General features: G+C 53.2%; 18 protein-coding genes. 13 read left to right on the top strand and 5 right to left on the bottom strand.

Annotated elements, in window-relative coordinates; all coding sequences use genetic code 11:
- Positions 1 to 83: 83 nt before the first annotated feature.
- Positions 84 to 701, bottom strand: a complete 618-nt coding sequence (locus MHH78_RS31640; protein ID WP_341170018.1) for a TetR/AcrR family transcriptional regulator — start codon at positions 699 to 701, stop codon at positions 84 to 86.
- Between the two features lie 156 nt (positions 702 to 857).
- Between MHH78_RS31640 and MHH78_RS31635 the strand changes: the two genes are divergently transcribed.
- The 5 genes from MHH78_RS31635 (at position 858) to MHH78_RS31615 (ending at position 6,573) form a co-directional block, all read left to right on the top strand.
- Positions 858 to 2,300 (top strand): MFS transporter, encoded by a 1,443-nt coding sequence (locus MHH78_RS31635; protein WP_341170017.1) that lies wholly within the window; start codon positions 858 to 860, stop codon positions 2,298 to 2,300.
- Positions 2,301 to 2,576: 276 nt separating this feature from the next.
- Positions 2,577 to 2,966, top strand: a complete 390-nt coding sequence (locus MHH78_RS31630; RefSeq protein ID WP_076078953.1) for a GntR family transcriptional regulator — start codon at positions 2,577 to 2,579, stop codon at positions 2,964 to 2,966.
- Positions 2,959 to 3,861, top strand: a complete 903-nt coding sequence (locus MHH78_RS31625; RefSeq protein ID WP_076078954.1) for an ABC transporter ATP-binding protein — start codon at positions 2,959 to 2,961, stop codon at positions 3,859 to 3,861. The genes MHH78_RS31630 and MHH78_RS31625 overlap by 8 nt, the downstream gene beginning before the upstream one ends.
- Positions 3,815 to 5,845 (top strand): YrzE family protein, encoded by a 2,031-nt coding sequence (locus MHH78_RS31620; RefSeq protein ID WP_341170016.1) that lies wholly within the window; start codon positions 3,815 to 3,817, stop codon positions 5,843 to 5,845. The genes MHH78_RS31625 and MHH78_RS31620 overlap by 47 nt, the downstream gene beginning before the upstream one ends.
- Positions 5,846 to 6,051: 206 nt before the next feature.
- Entirely contained in the window at positions 6,052 to 6,573 is a 522-nt protein-coding gene (locus MHH78_RS31615; RefSeq protein WP_076078957.1) for a mismatch-specific DNA-glycosylase, read from the top strand.
- Positions 6,574 to 7,338: 765 nt separating this feature from the next.
- Here MHH78_RS31615 and MHH78_RS31610 read toward each other — a convergent pair.
- Positions 7,339 to 8,298, bottom strand: coding sequence for an MraY family glycosyltransferase (locus MHH78_RS31610; RefSeq protein WP_442792616.1), 960 nt, complete (start codon positions 8,296 to 8,298; stop codon positions 7,339 to 7,341).
- A gap of 94 nt (positions 8,299 to 8,392) precedes the next feature.
- Here MHH78_RS31610 and MHH78_RS31605 point away from each other — a divergent pair, with 94 nt between their 5' ends.
- Positions 8,393 to 9,082: a YjjG family noncanonical pyrimidine nucleotidase gene (locus MHH78_RS31605; protein WP_076079005.1), complete on the top strand. Its 690-nt coding sequence runs from the start codon at positions 8,393 to 8,395 to the stop codon at positions 9,080 to 9,082.
- Positions 9,083 to 9,187: 105 nt separating this feature from the next.
- The gene (locus MHH78_RS31600) at positions 9,188 to 9,880 is read left to right on the top strand and encodes a hypothetical protein (RefSeq protein ID WP_339312915.1); all 693 of its coding nucleotides are present in this window, start codon (positions 9,188 to 9,190) and stop codon (positions 9,878 to 9,880) included.
- Positions 9,881 to 10,001: 121 nt separating this feature from the next.
- Here the strand turns inward: MHH78_RS31600 and MHH78_RS31595 are convergent, their stop codons facing one another.
- Positions 10,002 to 10,985, bottom strand: a complete 984-nt coding sequence (locus MHH78_RS31595; RefSeq protein WP_076078960.1) for a ring-cleaving dioxygenase — start codon at positions 10,983 to 10,985, stop codon at positions 10,002 to 10,004.
- A 151-nt stretch (positions 10,986 to 11,136) separates the two neighbouring features.
- On the opposite strand from MHH78_RS31595, the gene MHH78_RS31590 reads away from it, so the two are divergent.
- From MHH78_RS31590 to MHH78_RS31565, 6 genes are all read left to right on the top strand, one after another.
- A complete protein-coding gene (locus MHH78_RS31590) occupies positions 11,137 to 11,973 on the top strand; it encodes an AAC(3) family N-acetyltransferase (RefSeq protein WP_341170015.1) in 837 nt (278 codons plus the stop codon).
- 87 nt (positions 11,974 to 12,060) lie between these two features.
- Complete coding sequence (locus MHH78_RS31585) at positions 12,061 to 12,993, top strand: manganese-dependent inorganic pyrophosphatase (RefSeq protein WP_339312919.1); 933 nt, start codon at positions 12,061 to 12,063, stop codon at positions 12,991 to 12,993.
- Positions 12,994 to 13,156: 163 nt separating this feature from the next.
- A complete protein-coding gene (locus tag MHH78_RS31580) occupies positions 13,157 to 13,732 on the top strand; it encodes a hypothetical protein (RefSeq protein ID WP_076078963.1) in 576 nt (191 codons plus the stop codon).
- 22 nt (positions 13,733 to 13,754) lie between these two features.
- A complete protein-coding gene (locus MHH78_RS31575) occupies positions 13,755 to 14,456 on the top strand; it encodes a pirin family protein (protein WP_076078965.1) in 702 nt (233 codons plus the stop codon).
- A 36-nt stretch (positions 14,457 to 14,492) separates the two neighbouring features.
- Positions 14,493 to 14,822, top strand: a complete 330-nt coding sequence (locus MHH78_RS31570; RefSeq protein ID WP_339312925.1) for a hypothetical protein — start codon at positions 14,493 to 14,495, stop codon at positions 14,820 to 14,822.
- 95 nt (positions 14,823 to 14,917) lie between these two features.
- Positions 14,918 to 15,262 carry a DUF898 family protein gene (locus MHH78_RS31565; protein WP_341170014.1) on the top strand — a complete coding sequence of 115 codons (345 nt, stop codon included), beginning with the start codon at positions 14,918 to 14,920 and terminating at the stop codon, positions 15,260 to 15,262.
- Between the two features lie 764 nt (positions 15,263 to 16,026).
- Here MHH78_RS31565 and MHH78_RS31560 read toward each other — a convergent pair.
- Both MHH78_RS31560 and MHH78_RS31555 read right to left on the bottom strand, forming a co-directional pair.
- Complete coding sequence (locus tag MHH78_RS31560; protein WP_341170422.1) at positions 16,027 to 16,710, bottom strand: peptidylprolyl isomerase; 684 nt, start codon at positions 16,708 to 16,710, stop codon at positions 16,027 to 16,029.
- A gap of 142 nt (positions 16,711 to 16,852) precedes the next feature.
- On the bottom strand, positions 16,853 to 18,166 hold the full coding sequence (locus MHH78_RS31555) for a voltage-gated chloride channel family protein (RefSeq protein WP_341170013.1): 1,314 nt from the start codon (positions 18,164 to 18,166) through the stop codon (positions 16,853 to 16,855).
- Positions 18,167 to 18,209 lie beyond the last annotated feature (43 nt).

Here is an 18,209-nt window from a genome sequence, read left to right as displayed (position 1 = left end):
GGTTAATAGAGAAGAGCAAGCTGCAGGGTAACCTGCGGGCTTGCTCTTTTTTTTGGCGAGAATTTATAAAGAAAACACTGCTGTTACTTGTACAGATATTGCACCAGCATATGAACCAGCTCTGACTTCAGCCGGTCCACAGTGACCCGCTGCGGTGAGAAGGAGATGAAGTCGACAATAGCGCTCACAGACTCAAACACAATGATCGAAGCTGCCTCCGTATCCCCGGTCTTCAGCTCGTCCTGCCCCATCTGGAGATAGGTAAGCGTTTTGAGTCGGCCGGTCTCGTACTGGGCATCCATCAACTGCTTGATGGCCTCATCGCTGTGATACATAATGCTTAGATCCTTATGGTATCCGATAAAAGCCTTATGCGAGAGCAGAAGCGTGTCTATCAGATGCAGGATCAGGTCCGTACGTTCAATCGTATTGAAATTAATTTCTGACATTGAATCATCGATTCTGGCGAGCAGCTCATCCCCGTATTTGTGGAGCACTTCAATGAATACGGCTCTTTTATCCACAAAATAGGAGTAGAAGCTCCCGGTAGAGACCCCGGCGGCTGCTGCAATCTCCTTGGTATTCGTCTGATAGAAGCCCTTGTCCGAGAATAGCTTCATCGCGGCCCGGATAATGGCTTCCTTGGTTCGTATACTGCGCACCTGCTGCGGAGTTCTAATTTTGTCCTCTGTTTCACCCATATCGTAAGATCCCCCTCATAGTACAGATTGTAGTGGAGCGGTTTTGTGCTGTCAATAAAAGTTGAACCAAAGTTCATTTTTTAAATTGACAAATATGAACTTTGGTTCATATAATCTGAATATGAACTCTATTTCATATTTCAGGAGATGATCAAGATGGGGATTGGAATGCGCAGAGCTTTATCCTTTACGGCGATTGTGCTGGGCTTTTTCATGGCGCTGCTGGATACGACCATTATTAATATTGCCCTGCCGGAGATGACCCGCCAGTTCGGGGGAAGTGTGTCGCAGGTATCCTGGGTGATGAACGGCTATAACCTGGCATTTGCCGTGTTCATCCTGACTGCCTCGCGTCTGGCCGACCAATTCGGACGGAAGAAGGTGTTTCTCATTGGAGTGGGGCTGTTCACACTGAGTTCCCTGCTGGCTGGACTCTCCACTTCCCTTGGCATGCTGATTCTGTTCAGGGTTATTCAAGGCTTGGCGGGAGCCGTTATTGTGCCGGTTACGATTCCGCTGAGCACCACCACCTTTCCCAAAGAAATGCACGGACTGATTATAGGCATATGGGGGGCCGTCTCGGGAGTGGCTGCTGCAAGCGGTCCGGCGCTTGGCGGAATATTGACACAGAAGCTGAGCTGGGAGTGGATTTTTTTTGTGAACGTACCGCTTGGGCTGCTGAGCATAGGGCTGACCGTTATATTCATTCAGGAATCACGGGATGATTCAGCAGGGCGGTCCATAGATTACGGCGGAATCCTGGGGATAACGGGAGGGATGTTCTGCATTACATATGCTCTGATTAAAGTGCAGGATTACGGCTGGAGCTCGCGCCCGTTCCTGGGTCTGACGGCTGCGGGGCTGCTCTTTCTGGTGGTCTTTTTTCTTACGCAGTATAAGGGGAAAGAACCGATGCTGCCTCTGTCCCTGCTGAAGATCAGAGCCTTCAACAGTACATCGGTATCGATGATCGTGCTGGGGGCGGCGCTGATGAATATTTCGCTGTTGACCTCCTTTTACCTGACCCGGGTGATGGGGGTATCGGAGCTGAAGGCAGGGCTTGTCCTCTCAACCATGGCCTTAGGCTCCATCGCCAGCTCGGCTGTATCCGGGCCGCTATCTGCGAAATATGGCAGCAGTCTGTTCGCCGCAGCGGGAATGGTGATGATTGGCGCTGCCACCTATTCCATGAGCGGGCTTGAGGCTGATTCTACGCTGGGTGCGGTGATGCTACGGCTTGCACTGACCGGCTTCGGCGTGGGGCTCTCAATGGCTCCTGTGATGTCATCAGCGATCCGGGTTGTTCCTGAAGACAAGGTCGGCATCGCCTCGGGGGTGACGAATATGGCGAAGGCGCTGGGAAGTGTGCTCGGTGTGGCCATCATCGTCACTGTGCTCCAGCACAATACAACCCGGGAGCTGAGCGCGGCGAATTCCGCAGGCACAGAGGCGGGGGCCGGGGTAATAAGACAGCAGCAGGCGGCTGTGGATGCGTTCAGTCAGACCTATAAGTTCGCAGGCTACCTGCTGCTCCCGGGTATAGGCGCTGCCCTGTTCAGCGATGAACGCAGACAGCGGCGGAGCAGAAATAGTCAATAGAATAGTGCTTCCAATCGTTTGCCCGTTCAGTTGCGCGTAGTGAAGACCTCTTCGAACGAAGTGTGGATATTGATATCGTCCCGTCCTTTGGGGTGAATGAAAGAACCGTAGCTCCGATCTGTCCAAAAGATAGATGGGGGCTTATTTGCGTGACACGCTGAAACTAGACAAAGTAAAAGTTAATGATTGACATTAATGCTCAACTGTATTAATAATAGTAGTACAGTTAACACAGTTGATCAGTCGGATCATAGATCCGAAGAAGGGAGGACTGTCATGTTCGAACTGGATGTGCGCAGCCGCAAGCCGATCTATGAGCAGCTCACCGACAAGGTCAAAGAGATGATTATGCATGGTATTCTGCGGGCGGATGAACAGCTGCCCTCGGTGAGGGCTTTATCCTCGCAGCTCACAGTGAACCCGAATACGATCCAGAAGGCTTACAGGGAGCTGGAGCGGGAAGGGTACATCTATTCACAGCAGGGCAAAGGTAATTTCGTGGCCCCGCTGCAGCAGGGGCAGAATGAGAGCAAACGGACGGAGCTGAAGGAAGAGCTGCTGCGTCTGATGGCAGAGGCGGTATACCTTGGTTTTACGGAAAGTGAAATGAGTGCGCTGTACCGCCAGGCGTTGGATAAGAGAAGAGAGGAGAACAGCCATGATTGAGATTCGCGGAGTCAGCAAGATTTTTCAGGAGGAAAAGGCTGTTGATAACATCTCGCTGACTGTACATAAAGGTGCTATTTACGGATTGCTGGGATCGAATGGGGCGGGCAAAACAACGCTGCTGAAGACGCTCGCCGGTATTTATCGTCCTGAGGCGGGGAGTGTCAAGCTAGACGGGCAGCCGGTGTATGAGTCGCCGGAGGTGAAGCGCAGAATGATCTTCATGCCGGATAGTCCGTATTTCTTCGCGCAGGCAACCCTTAAGAGTATGGCGGCATTCTACCGTTCTATATATCCGGGCTGGAGCCAGAAGAGGTACGAGGAGCTTGGGACGATGTTCCGGCTGGACACCCGGCGCAAGCTCAGCCGTTTCTCCAAGGGGATGCAGCGCCAGGCTGCTGTCTGGCTGGCCCTCAGCTGCAAGCCGGATGTGCTGATCATGGACGAGCCCATCGACGGGCTGGACCCGGTGATGCGCCGCCAGATCAAGAATCTCCTGTTCCAGGAGGTCGCCGAGCGGGAGCTGACGGTGCTGATCTCCTCGCATAACCTGCGGGAGATTGAGGATTTATGCGACCATGTCGGCATTATGCATGAGGGCCGGATGCTGGTCGAGAAGGATCTGGATGATCTGAAGGCGGACACGCACAAGATTCAGGTGGCTTTCCGCGACGAACGCCATGCGGCCGCACTGGATGCCAAGCTGCAGATTCTCCACCGGGAGCAGCGGGGAAGTGTCAGCTTGTATATTGTAAAAGGGGACCGAGAGCGGATCAGCCAGGCTTTTCATGTCTACGAGCCCTATGTATTTGATCTGCTGCCGCTGACGCTGGAGGAAATCTTTATTTATGAAATGGGGGATGCCGGTTATGACGCGCAGCCGATTATTCTTTAACAGCAGCATTATCCGCCAGAACCTGCGCCAGCATGGCTGGATCGGAATATTATATACATTGGTCCTGTTGATTGTGCTTCCGCTGGAGATGTTCATGGAGAGCAATCCGCTTGCGGAGCCAAATACAGTAGACAATCTGTTCAATATCGGTGGTGCCGATATCGCACCGTTCCTTATCGCTTTTCCGGTTGTGGCCGGATTGTTCCTGTTCCGTTATCTGCAGTCCAAAATGCCTTCGGATCTGTGGCACAGCCTCCCGCTGCGCCGCTCGCACCTGCTGGCTTCCCATACGGTAAGCGGATTGATCCTGCTGCTTGTGCCGGTCTGGCTTACGGCTGCGGTTACAGCTATCGTCCGCCCGCTGGACGGCAATATGTATATCTATCAAGGCGCGGATATCTGGGAGTGGTGCCTGGTTATCAGTGTGCTGACGCTGTTTCTGTATGTCTTTACTATCTTTGTAGGTATTTGCACAGGACAGACCATTCTGCAGGGAATAGTGGTCTTCATTCTGTTAATTCTTCCGGCAGCCATGCTGCAATTTACCGACATGCACTTGAACAGATATTTGTACGGGTATCCGGAAGGGCAAAGCTTGTGGGGGACCCTGATGAACTGGGCGCCGTTACTGCGTATTATGAATATCTCCTATGAGCCTCTTAGTAATAAAGAGTTATGGAGCTATATCCTCTTGTCTGCTGTGTTCATGGTATTGTCATTCGTGCTGTACCGTAAGCGCCACAGCGAAAAAGCCAGTCAGGCGATGGCCTTCACCTACTTCAATCCGCTGTTCAAAGGCGGTGTAATGCTCTGCAGTATGCTGCTGGCGAGCAGCTACTTCGGCAGCATCAGGCAGCAGCCCGGCTGGATTATCGGCAGCGCCATTGCCGGAGGGATGATCGGCTATATCGTAGTTGAAATGATTCTCCGCAAAACCTGGCATATTCTGACACGCAGAATGCCGCTGGAGCTTGCGGTGTACGGTGTACTGCTGGGCCTTCTGCTCTATGTTCCCGTGTCCGAATTAACGGGTTATGAGAACCGGGTTCCGCGAAATGATAAAGTAACCGAAGTATTTGCCGGAGGGAATTACGGGGAATTAACCCGGAATCCGCAAGGAATCACTACCCGGGAGGAACGGGAGGATGAGATATTCTCCGCAGACCGGAAATACATCGAGGCTGTAACCGCCTTGCATCATGCTGTTGTAGCTTCGAAGCCGGACCAGCAGCGTAATACCCGTCGGTATGATTATCGCGAGAGCAAGCGTTTCACGTTTGCTTACCGGCTGGAGAGCGGGCGGAAGCTGATGCGGACCTACATTATTCCGGCAGCGGGCTTTGAGCCGGAGCTGAAGGCGGTCATGGAGCATGCGGAATACAAACGTGACCGGTATCTTCTGTCCCGGATGGACGAGAACGTAGAGAGCTTCAGGCTAAGCAATCTGAACAAGGTCATAAGTATTTCTGACCGGCAGGATGTACAGGAGTTCAACGAAATTCTGAAACGGGAAATTCTTAATATGTCCTATGAAGATGAGGTCTCTGATCAACGGGCGAGAGCATCCATCAATTTGGTCTACAAGCCGGATTCGACCGATTATCAGCTATTCTATACGTATGAATGGCTTCCTTCCTTCAAGGAGATGACCGCTTGGCTGGAACAGAAGGGCTATGCCGGTAAAATCAAGCTTACCGCAGCAGATGTTTTGTCCGCCGAGATGTTCAGGGATATACACCAGAGTGCAATCCCTCAGGGTTTGATTTACGATCCTGACACCCGTCTGGAGTTGGCCCGCAGCGAGAAGCGGTCAGCGGTGGTTACAGATAAGACTCTGATTGATAGTATTCTGGAGCACCGGCGCGATTTCACCCGCGAAGAGGGCAGATATGTAGTGAAGATCGAGTATAAGGGCGGGACAGTTAATTACATTTCGCTGCATGAGCAAGATGTGGCACCGGCGCTTAAGGCCCTTCTTCCTTAGTCAGTTTGTTCTGTTACAGTAACCAGGCAGTCTTGATTTCCCCCGTTAACGGATGTATATCCTGTGCGGGGGATTTCTTTGTTGAAGGGGAAGCTGTTGTTGTGCTATTGCTTCTGTTGCTGCTTCTGGTGTACCTGAGCACATAGCATGGGTATATTAGATTAGGGTCTGCAAAATAATGCGGACAGTGTAAGGAGGAAACGAACATGGAAGAGGTACGGGATCATCTGGATCACGGACTCCAGATTGTATTCATCGGGTTCAACCCCAGCATCCGCTCGGGCGAGCTGGGTCATCATTATGCCAATCCGCGCAATAATTTCTGGCGCATACTGCATAAGTCCGGGCTGACGCCGCGGTTATACGAGGCTACCGAGGACGGGGAGCTGCTGAAGCTGGGATATGGCTTCACCAACATCGTTGCCCGCCCCACCGTAGGCGCTGAAGATATCACCCGCGAGGAGTATGCCAAGGGCCGCGAGCTTCTGCGGGCCAAGCTGGAGGAATACCGCCCGGAGATTGCCTGTTTTGTCGGCAAGGGCGTATATACAGAGTTCAGCCGCAGAACTACAGCCGCCTGGGGCTTCCAGGAAGGTATTGCTCCCGTGGTGGACGGAGTCCGCGAGTTCGTCGCCCCGTCATCCAGCGGTCTGGTCCGCATGCCGATGCCAGAAATCATCGGAATCTACTCGCAGCTGCGTGACTTCACGGAGGAGCAGGAGCCGTGAAGCCAGGCCTGGGATCTTATACATGGGTAACTGGCCCAATGTATGCGGGAAACCGAATACAATTTGCTGGTGAACGGCACGTGGTCCCAATGTATGCGAAAAACAGCATACATTTGCTGGCGCGCAGGCGTGTGGCCCGAATGTATGCGGAAAACAGCATACATTGTGTTGGTGCGCAGGCGTGTGGCCCGAATGTATGCGAAAAACAGCATACATTTGCTGGCGCGCAGGCGTGTGGCCTGAATGTATGCGAAAAACAGCATACATTTGCTGGTGCGCAGGCGTGTGGCCCGAATGTATGCGAAAAACCTAACGCATGAGCTGACGCGAGGGCGAAAGGGTGTGTAGTATCGGGTTTGTGGTTTTAAATCGCATCCCGCTTAAACAGCGGAGAGGACGGAACGAATGCGGAAAAGCGATAGCGGTCGCCTTTGTCTCCGGATTTTTACCGATTAGGGAAATAAATAAAATCTGGAGACAACAGCGATTGTAGCAACGTTCCGTTCGCGGAGCGTCCACCCGAGCGCCCGCGTTGATCCTGCTCAAAAGTAAAAGTCCGAGCAACCACTTCATGTGGAACAACGTTCCGTTCGCGGAGCGTCCACTCGAGTGCCCGCGTTGATCCTGCTCAAAAGTAAAAGGTTCTCCCATGTAATCAGGCAGCGCCCACGCTGATCCTGCTCGAAAAACCCATACTAAAAAGGCTGCCCCAATCAGCCATTTCATGACTTTTGGGAACAGCCCTTTTAATAAATAGCGGCCTGCCTACGTCTGGATCAGCAGCAGGATGATGGACGACAGGGAGAGGCAAATGCTGGCCAGATAGAGCACGCCGACCACTTGCCTCTGGTTCAGACCAGCCTTGAGCAGACGGTAATGAACCTGAGTGGCGTCCGCCTGATAGATGGCTTGTCCCTTCAGGAAGCGCCGGATGACGACAAAAATATTGTCGAAGATCGGCACGCCCAGCGCGAGAATCGGAATGAACAGCGACAACACCGTGGCCTGCTTGAAGGCGCCGTCCAGCGCAATCACTGCCAGAATGAAGCCGAGGAAGGTGGCGCCGGCATCGCCCATGAAGATTTTGGCCGGAGCCTTGTTGAAGCGCAAGTACGCCAGCGTAACCCCGATCAGCGAAATTGCCATGTAGGCAGAAGTAGATTGGCCCATCGTAAGTGCGACTACGAATAGGGTTACTGCTGAGATCGCTGTAAGTCCGCCGGCCAGACCGTCCATACCGTCCGAGAAATTAATGACCGTAGTGACGCCGAAGATCCAGATGATCGTCAGCAGGAACTGCAAAATGAACGGCAGTGAGATATAATCACCTGAGAACGGATTAATGAAGCCGGTAAACGCATTGCCCGAAAAGAACACCAGAACGGCGGCGGCAATCTGTACGATGAATTTGGGCAGGGCCGGGAAATCCTTGCCTTTGGTTTTGTACCAGTCATCGATGGTTCCTATAGTCAGCAGAAGCACACCGCCAATGAACAGGGCGAGCGTCTCCAGGGTGAATTCACGTGCGAAGAGCAGATATGTAATGAAAAAACCTACGAATATGGCATAGCTTGCCGTTAGCGGGATGGGTTCCCTATGGATTTTGCGTTCAACATCTTCCCTCGGCCTGTCCACGAAATCCAGCCGGAAAGCGAGCCTGCCCAGAGGAGGAATCAGCAGATAAACGATAAAAAATGACACGAGAAAAGCTAAACCGTATAAAATGACAATCACCCCGTTGATTTTTTTAAGGCCTATCCCAGATTATATCGCAGAAGGATGTATGTTGTCGAACTACATAAGCGAGATGGAGGAAAAGATGAAATACGAATGTATCCTATTTGATGCGGATGATACACTGTTTGATTATGGAATGGCCGAGAACCACGCCTTGAGCCATGCCTTTGCCCACTTCGGGCTGCCGACAGGCGCGCAGGAGTATGCGGCCAGCTACCAGGAGATTAACCATGCCTTATGGAAGGATTTCGAGCAAGGGAAGATCACCTCTGCCGCCCTGCGGGTGGAGCGGTTCAACCGGCTGTTTGCCGCCCGTCAGCTCACGTTCAAGCCGGAGGAATTCAGTGAAGCGTACCTGCGCTTTCTCGGGGAGGGTACCTTCCTGATTCAGGGGGCTGCCGAGCTCTGCGGTGAGCTTGCCGGGTGCCGGCTGGCAGTGATTACGAACGGAATCAGCGATGTGCAGCATGCCCGGATTAAGGGTTCCCCGCTAAGCGAGGTATTCGAGGCGGTTATTGTATCGGATGAGACGGGCTACCAGAAGCCGGAGACGGGGATTTTTGATTATGCTTTTGCTAAGCTTAAGCTGTCCGATAGACGCAAGGTGCTGATTGTCGGGGACTCCCTGACCTCGGATATCCGGGGCGGGAACAATTACGGCATCGATACATGCTGGTTCAATCCGCTGGGCAAGCCCGGTGATCCTGAGATCCTTCCTACCTATGAAATCCGCAGTCTGGACGAGCTGGTGGAGATCGTCAACCGCGCTTAAGCGGAATAAACGGCGGCAGGCAGGTTGAAAGTTTCGCTTCCGTGTTAAATATATAGGGACGCAAAGTTTCTACTTTTTTAACAACAACATACGGGAGAGGATATTATGAGAAAAAAATGGCTGATTGCCGCGGTGGTCACCGGCATGACGGTAACAGGCTCGGCAGGAGTGTATGCGGGCACCAAACTGCAGCAGATTAAGGCTTATCTGAACCATAGTCTGGGTATTGTGGTGGATGGTAATCCATTTTGGATGAAGGACGGCAATGGCAAAACCCTGACTCCAATTACCTATGAAGGTCTCACCTACCTGCCGGTCCAATCAATCGCCACGGTACTGAAGGTGCCTATCAATTATGACTCGGTCAATTATAAAGTCAGAATTGGAGAAGGCAGCGCAAATATTCCTGCTCCGACTCCTGCACCGGGAACCTCTACCAGCGGGGGGAATACAACTCCTGCTCCTGTAGTGGAGGGAACGGCCAGACCGGTTAATCTGCCTAAGGATTTTCCGATTCCCCAGGACGCCCTGATTGCGATCACTCTGGATACGGATGCTAACGGCCAGAAGAAGGTAGCGTTCACGTATTCCACGCAGGAGACACTGGAGATCATGGGCTTCGTGTACAGTGAATATGCGCGGATTAAAAATCTGGATAATGCCTCGGAGTCGGTATCCGCCAGCAATGTAAAAATTTCGGGCAGACTCGGTGGGACAAGTCCTGTATCCATTACAGGCAAAGCTTCCACGGCCCGGCCCGGCTTCAACCTCTTCACGATCACCTGGTCGGAGAGCTGATCTGAGCCAGTACAGTTAAGCTATGCAGGCTTGGCTAACCTAAAAAGAAACTCCGGCTTGTAAATCAGCCGGAGTTTCTTCATGTGCAATTCGCCAAGGCTAATTCACCAAGGTAATATGATCAGACTTGCGGGCGGGTATCCAGCGGCTTCAGGTGGGCCTCAATCTGTTCACGCTTTGCTTCCAGGAACGGCGGCAGGGCCAGCGCTTCGCCCAGATGCTCGACTTCCTCATCTGTGGCGAAGCCCGGTCCGTCCGTTGCCAGCTCGAACAGAATACCGTTCGGCTCGCGGAAGTACAGGGAGCGGAAGTAGAAGCGGTCCACAAAGCCCGAGTTCGGGAGCTGTACGCTGCGGATGCGTTCAATCCACTGCTTCAGCTCCTCTTCGTTATCGACACGGAAGGCTACATGATGCACGCCGCCTCGTCCCAGGCGCTCCTGCGGAAGATCGCTGCGTTCCTCCAGATGGATCTCCGTACCAGAGCCGCCTTCACCAGTCTCGAACACGATAATATCCGGCTGGCCCGCGACTGGAGAAGGATAATTGCCTGCGCGGCGGAAGCCGAGCAGGTCCTCCAGAATCAGTGCCGTATGCTCAGCGGTCTCGACGGTCAGATGTGCCGGTCCCAGCCCGACAATGGCATACTCGGCAGGAACCGGGCTCTTGGCCCACGGCTTGCCGCCGGGCATGCCCTCGTTATGCTCATCTGAGACGAGGATGAGGCGCTGGCCCTCATGGTCGGTGAAGGCCAGCGTTTTGCGGCCGCCGCGTTCGGTGATTTCTTCATGCTCTACGCCCAGCACGGTGAAGCGCTGTGTCCAGAAGAGCAGGGCATCATCCCCGGGTACACGCAGGGAGAGTGCGGAGATGCTGTTGTTGCCGTCGCGGTTACGCCCTGCGTTAGGCAGCTCGAAGAAGGTAAGCTCCGTGCCGGGATTCCCGGTCTCATCCCCGTAGAACAGGTGATAGACAGATACGTCATCCTGGTTGACGGTCTTCTTGATCAAGCGGAGTCCGAGCACTTCTGTATAGAATTTGTAGTTTTCCGGCGCTTTTGCGGTAATGGCGGATACATGGTGAAGTCCTTTTAATGTTAAACTCATGGGAATACCTCCTGAAATTTAGGTTGTTGGTTATATAAAAGCCGCAAATTACTTATTAATATTAAGTTACTATAATTTTAATAGTAAATGAGTAATTTTGCAAGGTGTATTTCAAGGATGGTATTTATTATTTAGGAAAGCGGGGTTAATCATGCACACCAGATCAAGTCTGATGAAGCAGCTGGAGAGGATGGGAATCGATCCGCAGGGGACACTGCTGGTCCATTCCTCGCTCAAAAGCATCGGTGAAGTAGAAGGGGGAGCGGATACCGTACTGGATGTTCTCTCAGAATATATGAAGGAGGGGCTGCTGGTTCTGCCCACCCATACCTGGTCTTATATCGACGGGCAGAATCCGCGCTTCTCTGTGCTGGAGTCGCCCGCCTGCGTAGGGATTCTGCCGGAGCTGTTCCGCAAGCGGCCGGGCGTGATCCGTTCCTGGCATCCTACGCATTCGGTGGCGGCGCTAGGCAGGGATGCGGCGGTGTTCACGGCCGGAGATGAGCGCTGGGATACGCCCTGTGCACGCGGTTCGGTCTATGGCAAGCTGCTGGACCGGGAAGCGGAGATTATGCTGCTTGGTGTGGATCTGCGGAGAAATACGTTCATTCACGGCATTGAAGAGTGGGTGGATATTCCCGGCCGGATGACGGATGGGCATGAGGCGCTCTGTACCGTGACGCCTGAAGGCAGGGAGATCGCGGTGCCTTCGCGCAGACACTGCGGACTGTCCTGGTCGCAGCATTTCTGGAAGGTGGAATCCGTGCTGGAGGACGGCGGGGCGCTGCGCAGGGGCAGCTTCGGCGATGCGGCGGTTATGCTCTGCGGCACTGAAGAGACTACGCGTATCCTGAGTGATATGCTCAGAGAGAACCCGGATCTGTTCTCGGATAACGAGCCGCTCTTCGGGGAGAATGCGCCTGAGGCGCTGCCGAAGACAAAGCGGGGTCAGCCTGTAGAGGCAGTGCAGGAGCATGCCAAGAGTTAACCCGGGCCGGATATTTACGGGTCTCTGGCAGGTTTCTATCAATGTATGGTATATTATTCTCACAAAAACATAGTAAGGAGATTGGAAATGACAAAAACTTTGATCTTTGGTCACAAAAACCCGGATACAGATACGATCTGCTCGGCCATTGCTTATGCGGCACTGAAGAAGGAACTGGGCTGGGATGCTGAGCCGGTCCGGCTTGGAGACATCAGCGGAGAGACTCAGTTCGCCCTCGACCACTTCGGGGTAGAAGCGCCGCGTCTGGTGGAGAACGTTGCTGCAGAAGCTGAACAAGTGATTCTGGTTGACCATAATGAACGCCAGCAAAGTGCGAATGATATCGATCAGGTCCGTGTGGTTGAGGTTATTGATCATCACCGGATTGCGAACTTCGAGACCGCCTATCCGCTGTATTACCGGGCTGAGCCAGTCGGCTGTACGGCTACCATTCTGAACAAGCTGTACAAAGAGAATGGCGTGGCCATTCCTAAGAACATCGCCGGTCTGATGCTGTCCGCTATCATTTCCGATTCCTTGCTGTTCAAATCGCCGACCTGCACGGAGCAGGATGTGGCTGCTGCGCGTGAACTGGCGGACATTGCCGGAGTGGATGCCGAGAGCTATGGCCTGGACATGCTCAAAGCCGGTGCAGACCTGAGCGATAAGAGCATTGCCCAACTGATCTCTCTGGATGCCAAGGAATTCAAGATGGGTGAATATAAGGTGGAGATCGCCCAGGTTAACGCTGTGGATGTGAATGATGTCCTGTCCAAGCAGCCGGAGCTGGAAGCCGCGCTTACCGCGATTATTGACGACAAGGGACTGGATCTGTTCCTGTTCGTGGTTACCGATATCCTGAACAACGATTCCGTGGGTCTTGCCCTGGGCCGCGTAGCCGGCGCTGTGGAGCAGGCTTACAATGTGAAGCTGGATGATAACAAGGCTGTGCTGAAGGGTGTAGTGTCCCGTAAATCACAGATTGTACCGGTTCTTACCGAGACGATCGCCAAGCTGTAAATGCTGCTTCCGGGTGTACCCGGAGCAAGAAGTTTGTCCCGTGACCGGCTGTGCCTTTTCCTCAGGAAAAACGTACAGCCGGTTTTATTTTACAATTCACAGCAACTCCTTGCCGCCTTAAGGGTATAAACAGCATAGGACATTATAGAGGGGGACGGGAATAATGGGGAAGATGCGCAAGCTGGCGATTTCAACAATGTGCCTGATGATGGTCTCGGGAGGAGGCTTGCTGTATGCTGCTGCCGGCAAAACAGATCTCTCATTCTATGTGAATAATATGCTGCTTAAGCAGCCTGCAATATCCTCGGAAGGCGGGGCCTATGTGCCTGTGGAGCAGCTTTCTGAGAATATGCAGGCGATTGTATCCGTGGACGAGTCAGCAGGGACGGTCAAGATCTACAAGCCTAATGTGAACACGGTGCTGCTGGATGAGCAGGGTAAGATTTTCGGGAAAGTCAGAATTGACACCAGCAATACCTTCTCTGCCCTGGTGCAGGTGGATGATCTCAAAACAGATATCTCCGATCTGAAAATCACCATTACAGACCCGGCAGGCAAGACGGATGTTGTGGATAACCAGCCGATTACAGAGAAGAAGGACAGCTTCTGGTTCAAATCGGCAGCGTATAATTATAAGGTTACGGACAAGGGGAACTATATGATCCAGGTGTATTTCAAGGATGCTGCGTCCAAGAAATGGTTCATCGTTTCTGAACTGCAGATATCGACCACTTCATAATAAACTACAGGAGGCGGTTCCATTGATTACAATCTATCCTGCTGCGTCTGCGCACCAGTTCGATCTCGGCTGGCTGAAGGGCAGTCATGTCTTCTCCTTCGGGGATTTCTATGATCCGGAGAACACGGCCTTTGGGCCGATGAGGGTCTGTAACGATGATACGATCGCTCCGGGAAAAGGCTTCGGCGCCCATCCGCACAGTGACATGGAGATTGTCTCGATTGTGCTATCCGGCGTGCTTCGTCATGAGGACAACCTCGGCAATGTTGCACAGACGTCCTTCGGCGGGATTCAGCGGATGTCGGCAGGGACCGGCGCGATTCATACGGAGCATAACCCTTCGGACAGTGAGCCGGTCCGCCTGCTTCAGCTATGGTTCATGCCCAAGGCCCGGGGGACGGCTCCCTCCTATGCAACCGGACGCTTCGATCCGGCCAAGCTTGAAGGACGCTTGCTTCCGGTAGTAGCGGCCGAAGCGTCGGAGGAGATTGTCGATATAGCCCAGGATATGACGATTTATCTGGGGAAGGCCGAGGCGGGAGGGCAACTGAATTTCCGGCAGGAGACGGGGCGGCGCAGCTTTGTATATCTGGTAGAAGGGCAGCTTACCCTGAACGGGAAGGATGTGCTGAAGCCGGGCGATTCGGCAAGAATCGAGGACACAGCGCAGCTGGAGCTGAAGGCTGATGAGAATATACTGGTCATGGTGATTGATCTGCCGTAATGAGCGGCGGGATTCAGACATGAAGGAGGAGCGCGAATGGCAGAACAGGAAAGAGTGCTGGTGAAGCATTCCGTAACCGGGCGCATGCTTGTGAACAGCATGGAGGGAGTAGGGTATACCTTCGATGAGCAGGGCGGGCTGACCTTGATCACCCTGACGAATGTGGCGCCAGATAAGGGCGCGGCGGTAGTGGAACTGAAGACGGAGCTTAATGTATTCCGCTTCGAGGAGCCTGCGGACGGGCCGGTCATCAAGCATTGGTACTACGTCGGAGATCAGCCCGTAACCTATGATGCGGACTCCGGACGTTTAACGATAGCCGTACAGTCCGAAATCGAATACCGGCCAGATCAATACTGGGCCTGATGGGGATAGAATTGTGAGAAATGTAGCAGTGCTCGCCATGGATAATAAGGAAAATAGAACCAGGAATAATTTGCATGAATGAAAGGCGGAGGCCCATGGGAGCACTGCACATGAATACGGCAGCGATGAATTATGGAAGCAGGGAATCTTATTTTGACGGGAAGCTTATTGAGTACATTGGGTGGTGCCTCGCTGGCTGGCTGGTTACGGTCTGTACCTTCGGTATCTGCTATCCCTGGTCAGTAGTAATGCTCTACCGCTGGAAGGTCGAGCATACCGTGGTGGAAGGGCAGCGCCTGCGGTTCGACGGTACAGCCGTCAGCCTGTTCGGACAATGGATCAAGTGGTTCCTGCTGACGCTGATTACGCTCGGAATCTACGGCTTCTGGGTGGTCATTAAGCTGGAGCAGTGGAGAACGAAGCACACCCACTTCCAATAAGAAGCTGCATGCTTTAAGTATACTAAGATGCGAAGAAGAGCCATTCTCCGGTTATGGGGGATGGCTCTTCTGTGTGGATTTTGGAGCAAGACTAGTGAGCATTAGACCTAAAGAAGTTAATGCAGTTCAACCCAAGCAGTGCTTTATGGCGTGTAGTTCCAAGTAGACGTTCAGGGATAGTTGCATAATGTACACTTAAAAACAGCGAAAAAGAAGGCTTGCCTCTTATAGCTGTAATCTGTACAACTAAATCTGCCCCAACGGGTGGAAACTCGGGAAAGTGGGGATTTTTAGTGTACGAAATACAGCTAAACGTATACTGGGGAGCCAACCAGACGTTTTAGTTGTACAAAATACAATTAAGCCTATCGCCTATGAATGGTTACAGGTAATCGGGGCGCTGCAACAAACTGCAGGTGCTGGAACGATAGCAACTGCAGTTTGTACATTAGAATGCTGTAAAAAAGCCTTCAAAATGAATCTATTGTATTCAGTACAATGGAATGTTAAAAAAAGGCCATTTTTCAGCTAAAACACAACATTCCACTGTATGAAATACAATAGAATCTTATTTTACGGTCGGCTATGCCTTTTCTATTGCAGGAAATACAATCAGCTACTTGAATGTAGGAGTTGAAGTCAGCAACGGGGTTCAGCCTAGTATTAAATCGATGTTCATGCTCAGATTTTAACACTCCTGAGGTCTATTCTAACAGTTCTAAATCTGATGCTCCACTAGTCTGTGCAGCTGGCCTGCAGGCTGCTTATTGTACTTTTTGCGGCTCGGGATACGTAACCCCAAGGGTATCAACGGTGACCTTCTTCATTACCGGCGGCTGATCCGGACGGTCATTCTTGCCACGCGGCAGACTGACGATGGCCTGGACCGCTTCGAGTCCTTCGGTAACCTTACCGAAGGCGGCGTAATCGCCGTCCAGGCTTGGATAAGCAGCGGCCATAATGAAGAACTGGGAGCCAGCAGAGTTCATATCGTGCTGTCCTCTCGCCATGGACAGCACACCTTCTGTATGCAACAGATTATTGGTGAAGCCGTTGTTATTGAATTCTCCAGCAATGCTGTAGTCCGGTCCGCCCATTCCTGTGCCATCCGGGTCCCCGCCCTGGATCATGAAGCCCGGAATGACCCGGTGGAATATGGTTCCGTCATAGAAGCCCTTCTGAATCAATGAAATGAAGCTGTTGACCGTATTGGGGGCAACCTCGGGATACAGCTCGGCCTTAATAACAGCGCCGTTATCCATCTCGATCGTGACCACCGGATGGCTGGCTGTGGCTGAAGGCACGCCTTCTGTAGCAGCGGCGCTCTCCTGCGGTGCTGCTGTAGCCTCACTGCCTGTTCCGGTACTGCTGTTACCATTACCGGCGGCATTATTATTCACTGGCTTATTGCCGCAGCCCGCCAGAATGACGAGCATCAGGCACATCATCGCAAGCAGGATGACGGGTTTTCTTGTGATAGACTTCACTTCAGTATCTCTCCTTTTGAATAATCTGGTGCATTCACCTCTGTATCATACCTTCTTTGTCCTGCTTCTGGCAAAGCCTGCTTCCGCGCTCTGCCGGATTCCGCTACTTTGGTGCGGGCTGCTCTTTGGCGGAAGCGAGCGTTGTTCCTTCGGGAACCGGCAGTAAGGCGCTTTTGGAGATGCCGATGAGCTGGGAGCTGTAGATGCCGCTGTGCCCGGAGAACAGATAACTGATGATGCAGGCGATGAACATATAGACCGCTCCGCTGGAGCCGAACAGCTCGATGCCCATAATGAAGCAGGCAAGCGGTGTATTGGTTGCTCCGCAGAAGACGGCGATGAAGCCAAGCGAGGCCAGAAAAGGCCCATATAGATGAAGCACTCCGGCCAGGGTGCTCCCCAGAGAAGCTCCGATGGCGAATAGCGGCGTCACTTCGCCGCCCTGGAAGCCGGTCCCCAGGGTGAAGGCGGTGAAGATCAGCTTCCACAGAAAGGCGAAGGGCGATACGCCGTCTTCGAAGGAGCTGCTGATCAGCGGAAGGCCCAGCCCCAGATAGTCCCGGGAACCGGCTATGTAGACCAGGGCGATAATGATCAGCCCGCCGGCGGCGCTTTTGAGCATGGGATTACGGATTATGGCGGTGAAGGTCCGCTTCAGATAATGGGTAAGCTCACTGAACAGCAGGCTGCACAGGCCGAAGAGGATGGAGGCGAATATAACCTTGACCAGCACCAGCGCATCCATAGCGGGGAAGACATCCACCTGATAGTGGATATGGTGAACGCCCCACAAGCGGGAGGCTACCAGATCACCGGTGAAGCTGGCGGCAAAACAGGGCAGCAGCGCCTTATGGCTGATCAGCCCGATGGCGATGACCTCCAGGCCGAACACCGTTCCGGCCAGCGGAGTGCCGAAGATGGAGCCGAAGCCGCCGCTGATGCCGCACATCAGCAGGATTCGGCGGTCCAGCGGACCGATTCTGAGCCAGCGTCCGAGTGCGTCGGCCAGACTGCCGCCCATCTGTACGGCCGTGCCTTCGCGTCCGGCCGAGCCGCCGAAGAGATGGGTAATTAGCGTCCCGCCAAGGACCAGCGGGGCCATGCGCAGCGGAATCGCTTCATTGCCCTGGCGGATCTGCTCCAGGATCAGATTGTTACCCTTCAGGCTGCTCTTGCCGTAACGCATATACATTCCGCTGACGAGCGCGCCTCCCGCCGGAAGCAGGAAGAGCAGCCAGGCATGCTCCAGCCTTACCTGGGTGACTGCGTTCAGACTGGCCAGGAACAAGGCCGAGGCACTTCCTGCCAGCAGTCCGACCATTCCCCCCAGAATCACCCATTTCACGAATGTACTCCAGAGCGCAAGCTGGCTCCGGCGTGCTGCAAGCTCTGCCCACTGTTCATACTTCCTCTTCATTATGGCTAATGCCCCCCGACCCGAAATAAATACTACCTGAAAT

The sequence above is a fragment of the Paenibacillus sp. FSL H3-0333 genome (genome assembly GCF_038002805.1).
Taxonomy (GTDB): Bacteria; Bacillota; Bacilli; order Paenibacillales; family Paenibacillaceae; genus Paenibacillus_AQ; species Paenibacillus_AQ silagei.
The sequence above is the reverse complement of the archived record's forward strand: the minus strand, read 5'-3'. Positions and strand labels throughout refer to the sequence as shown.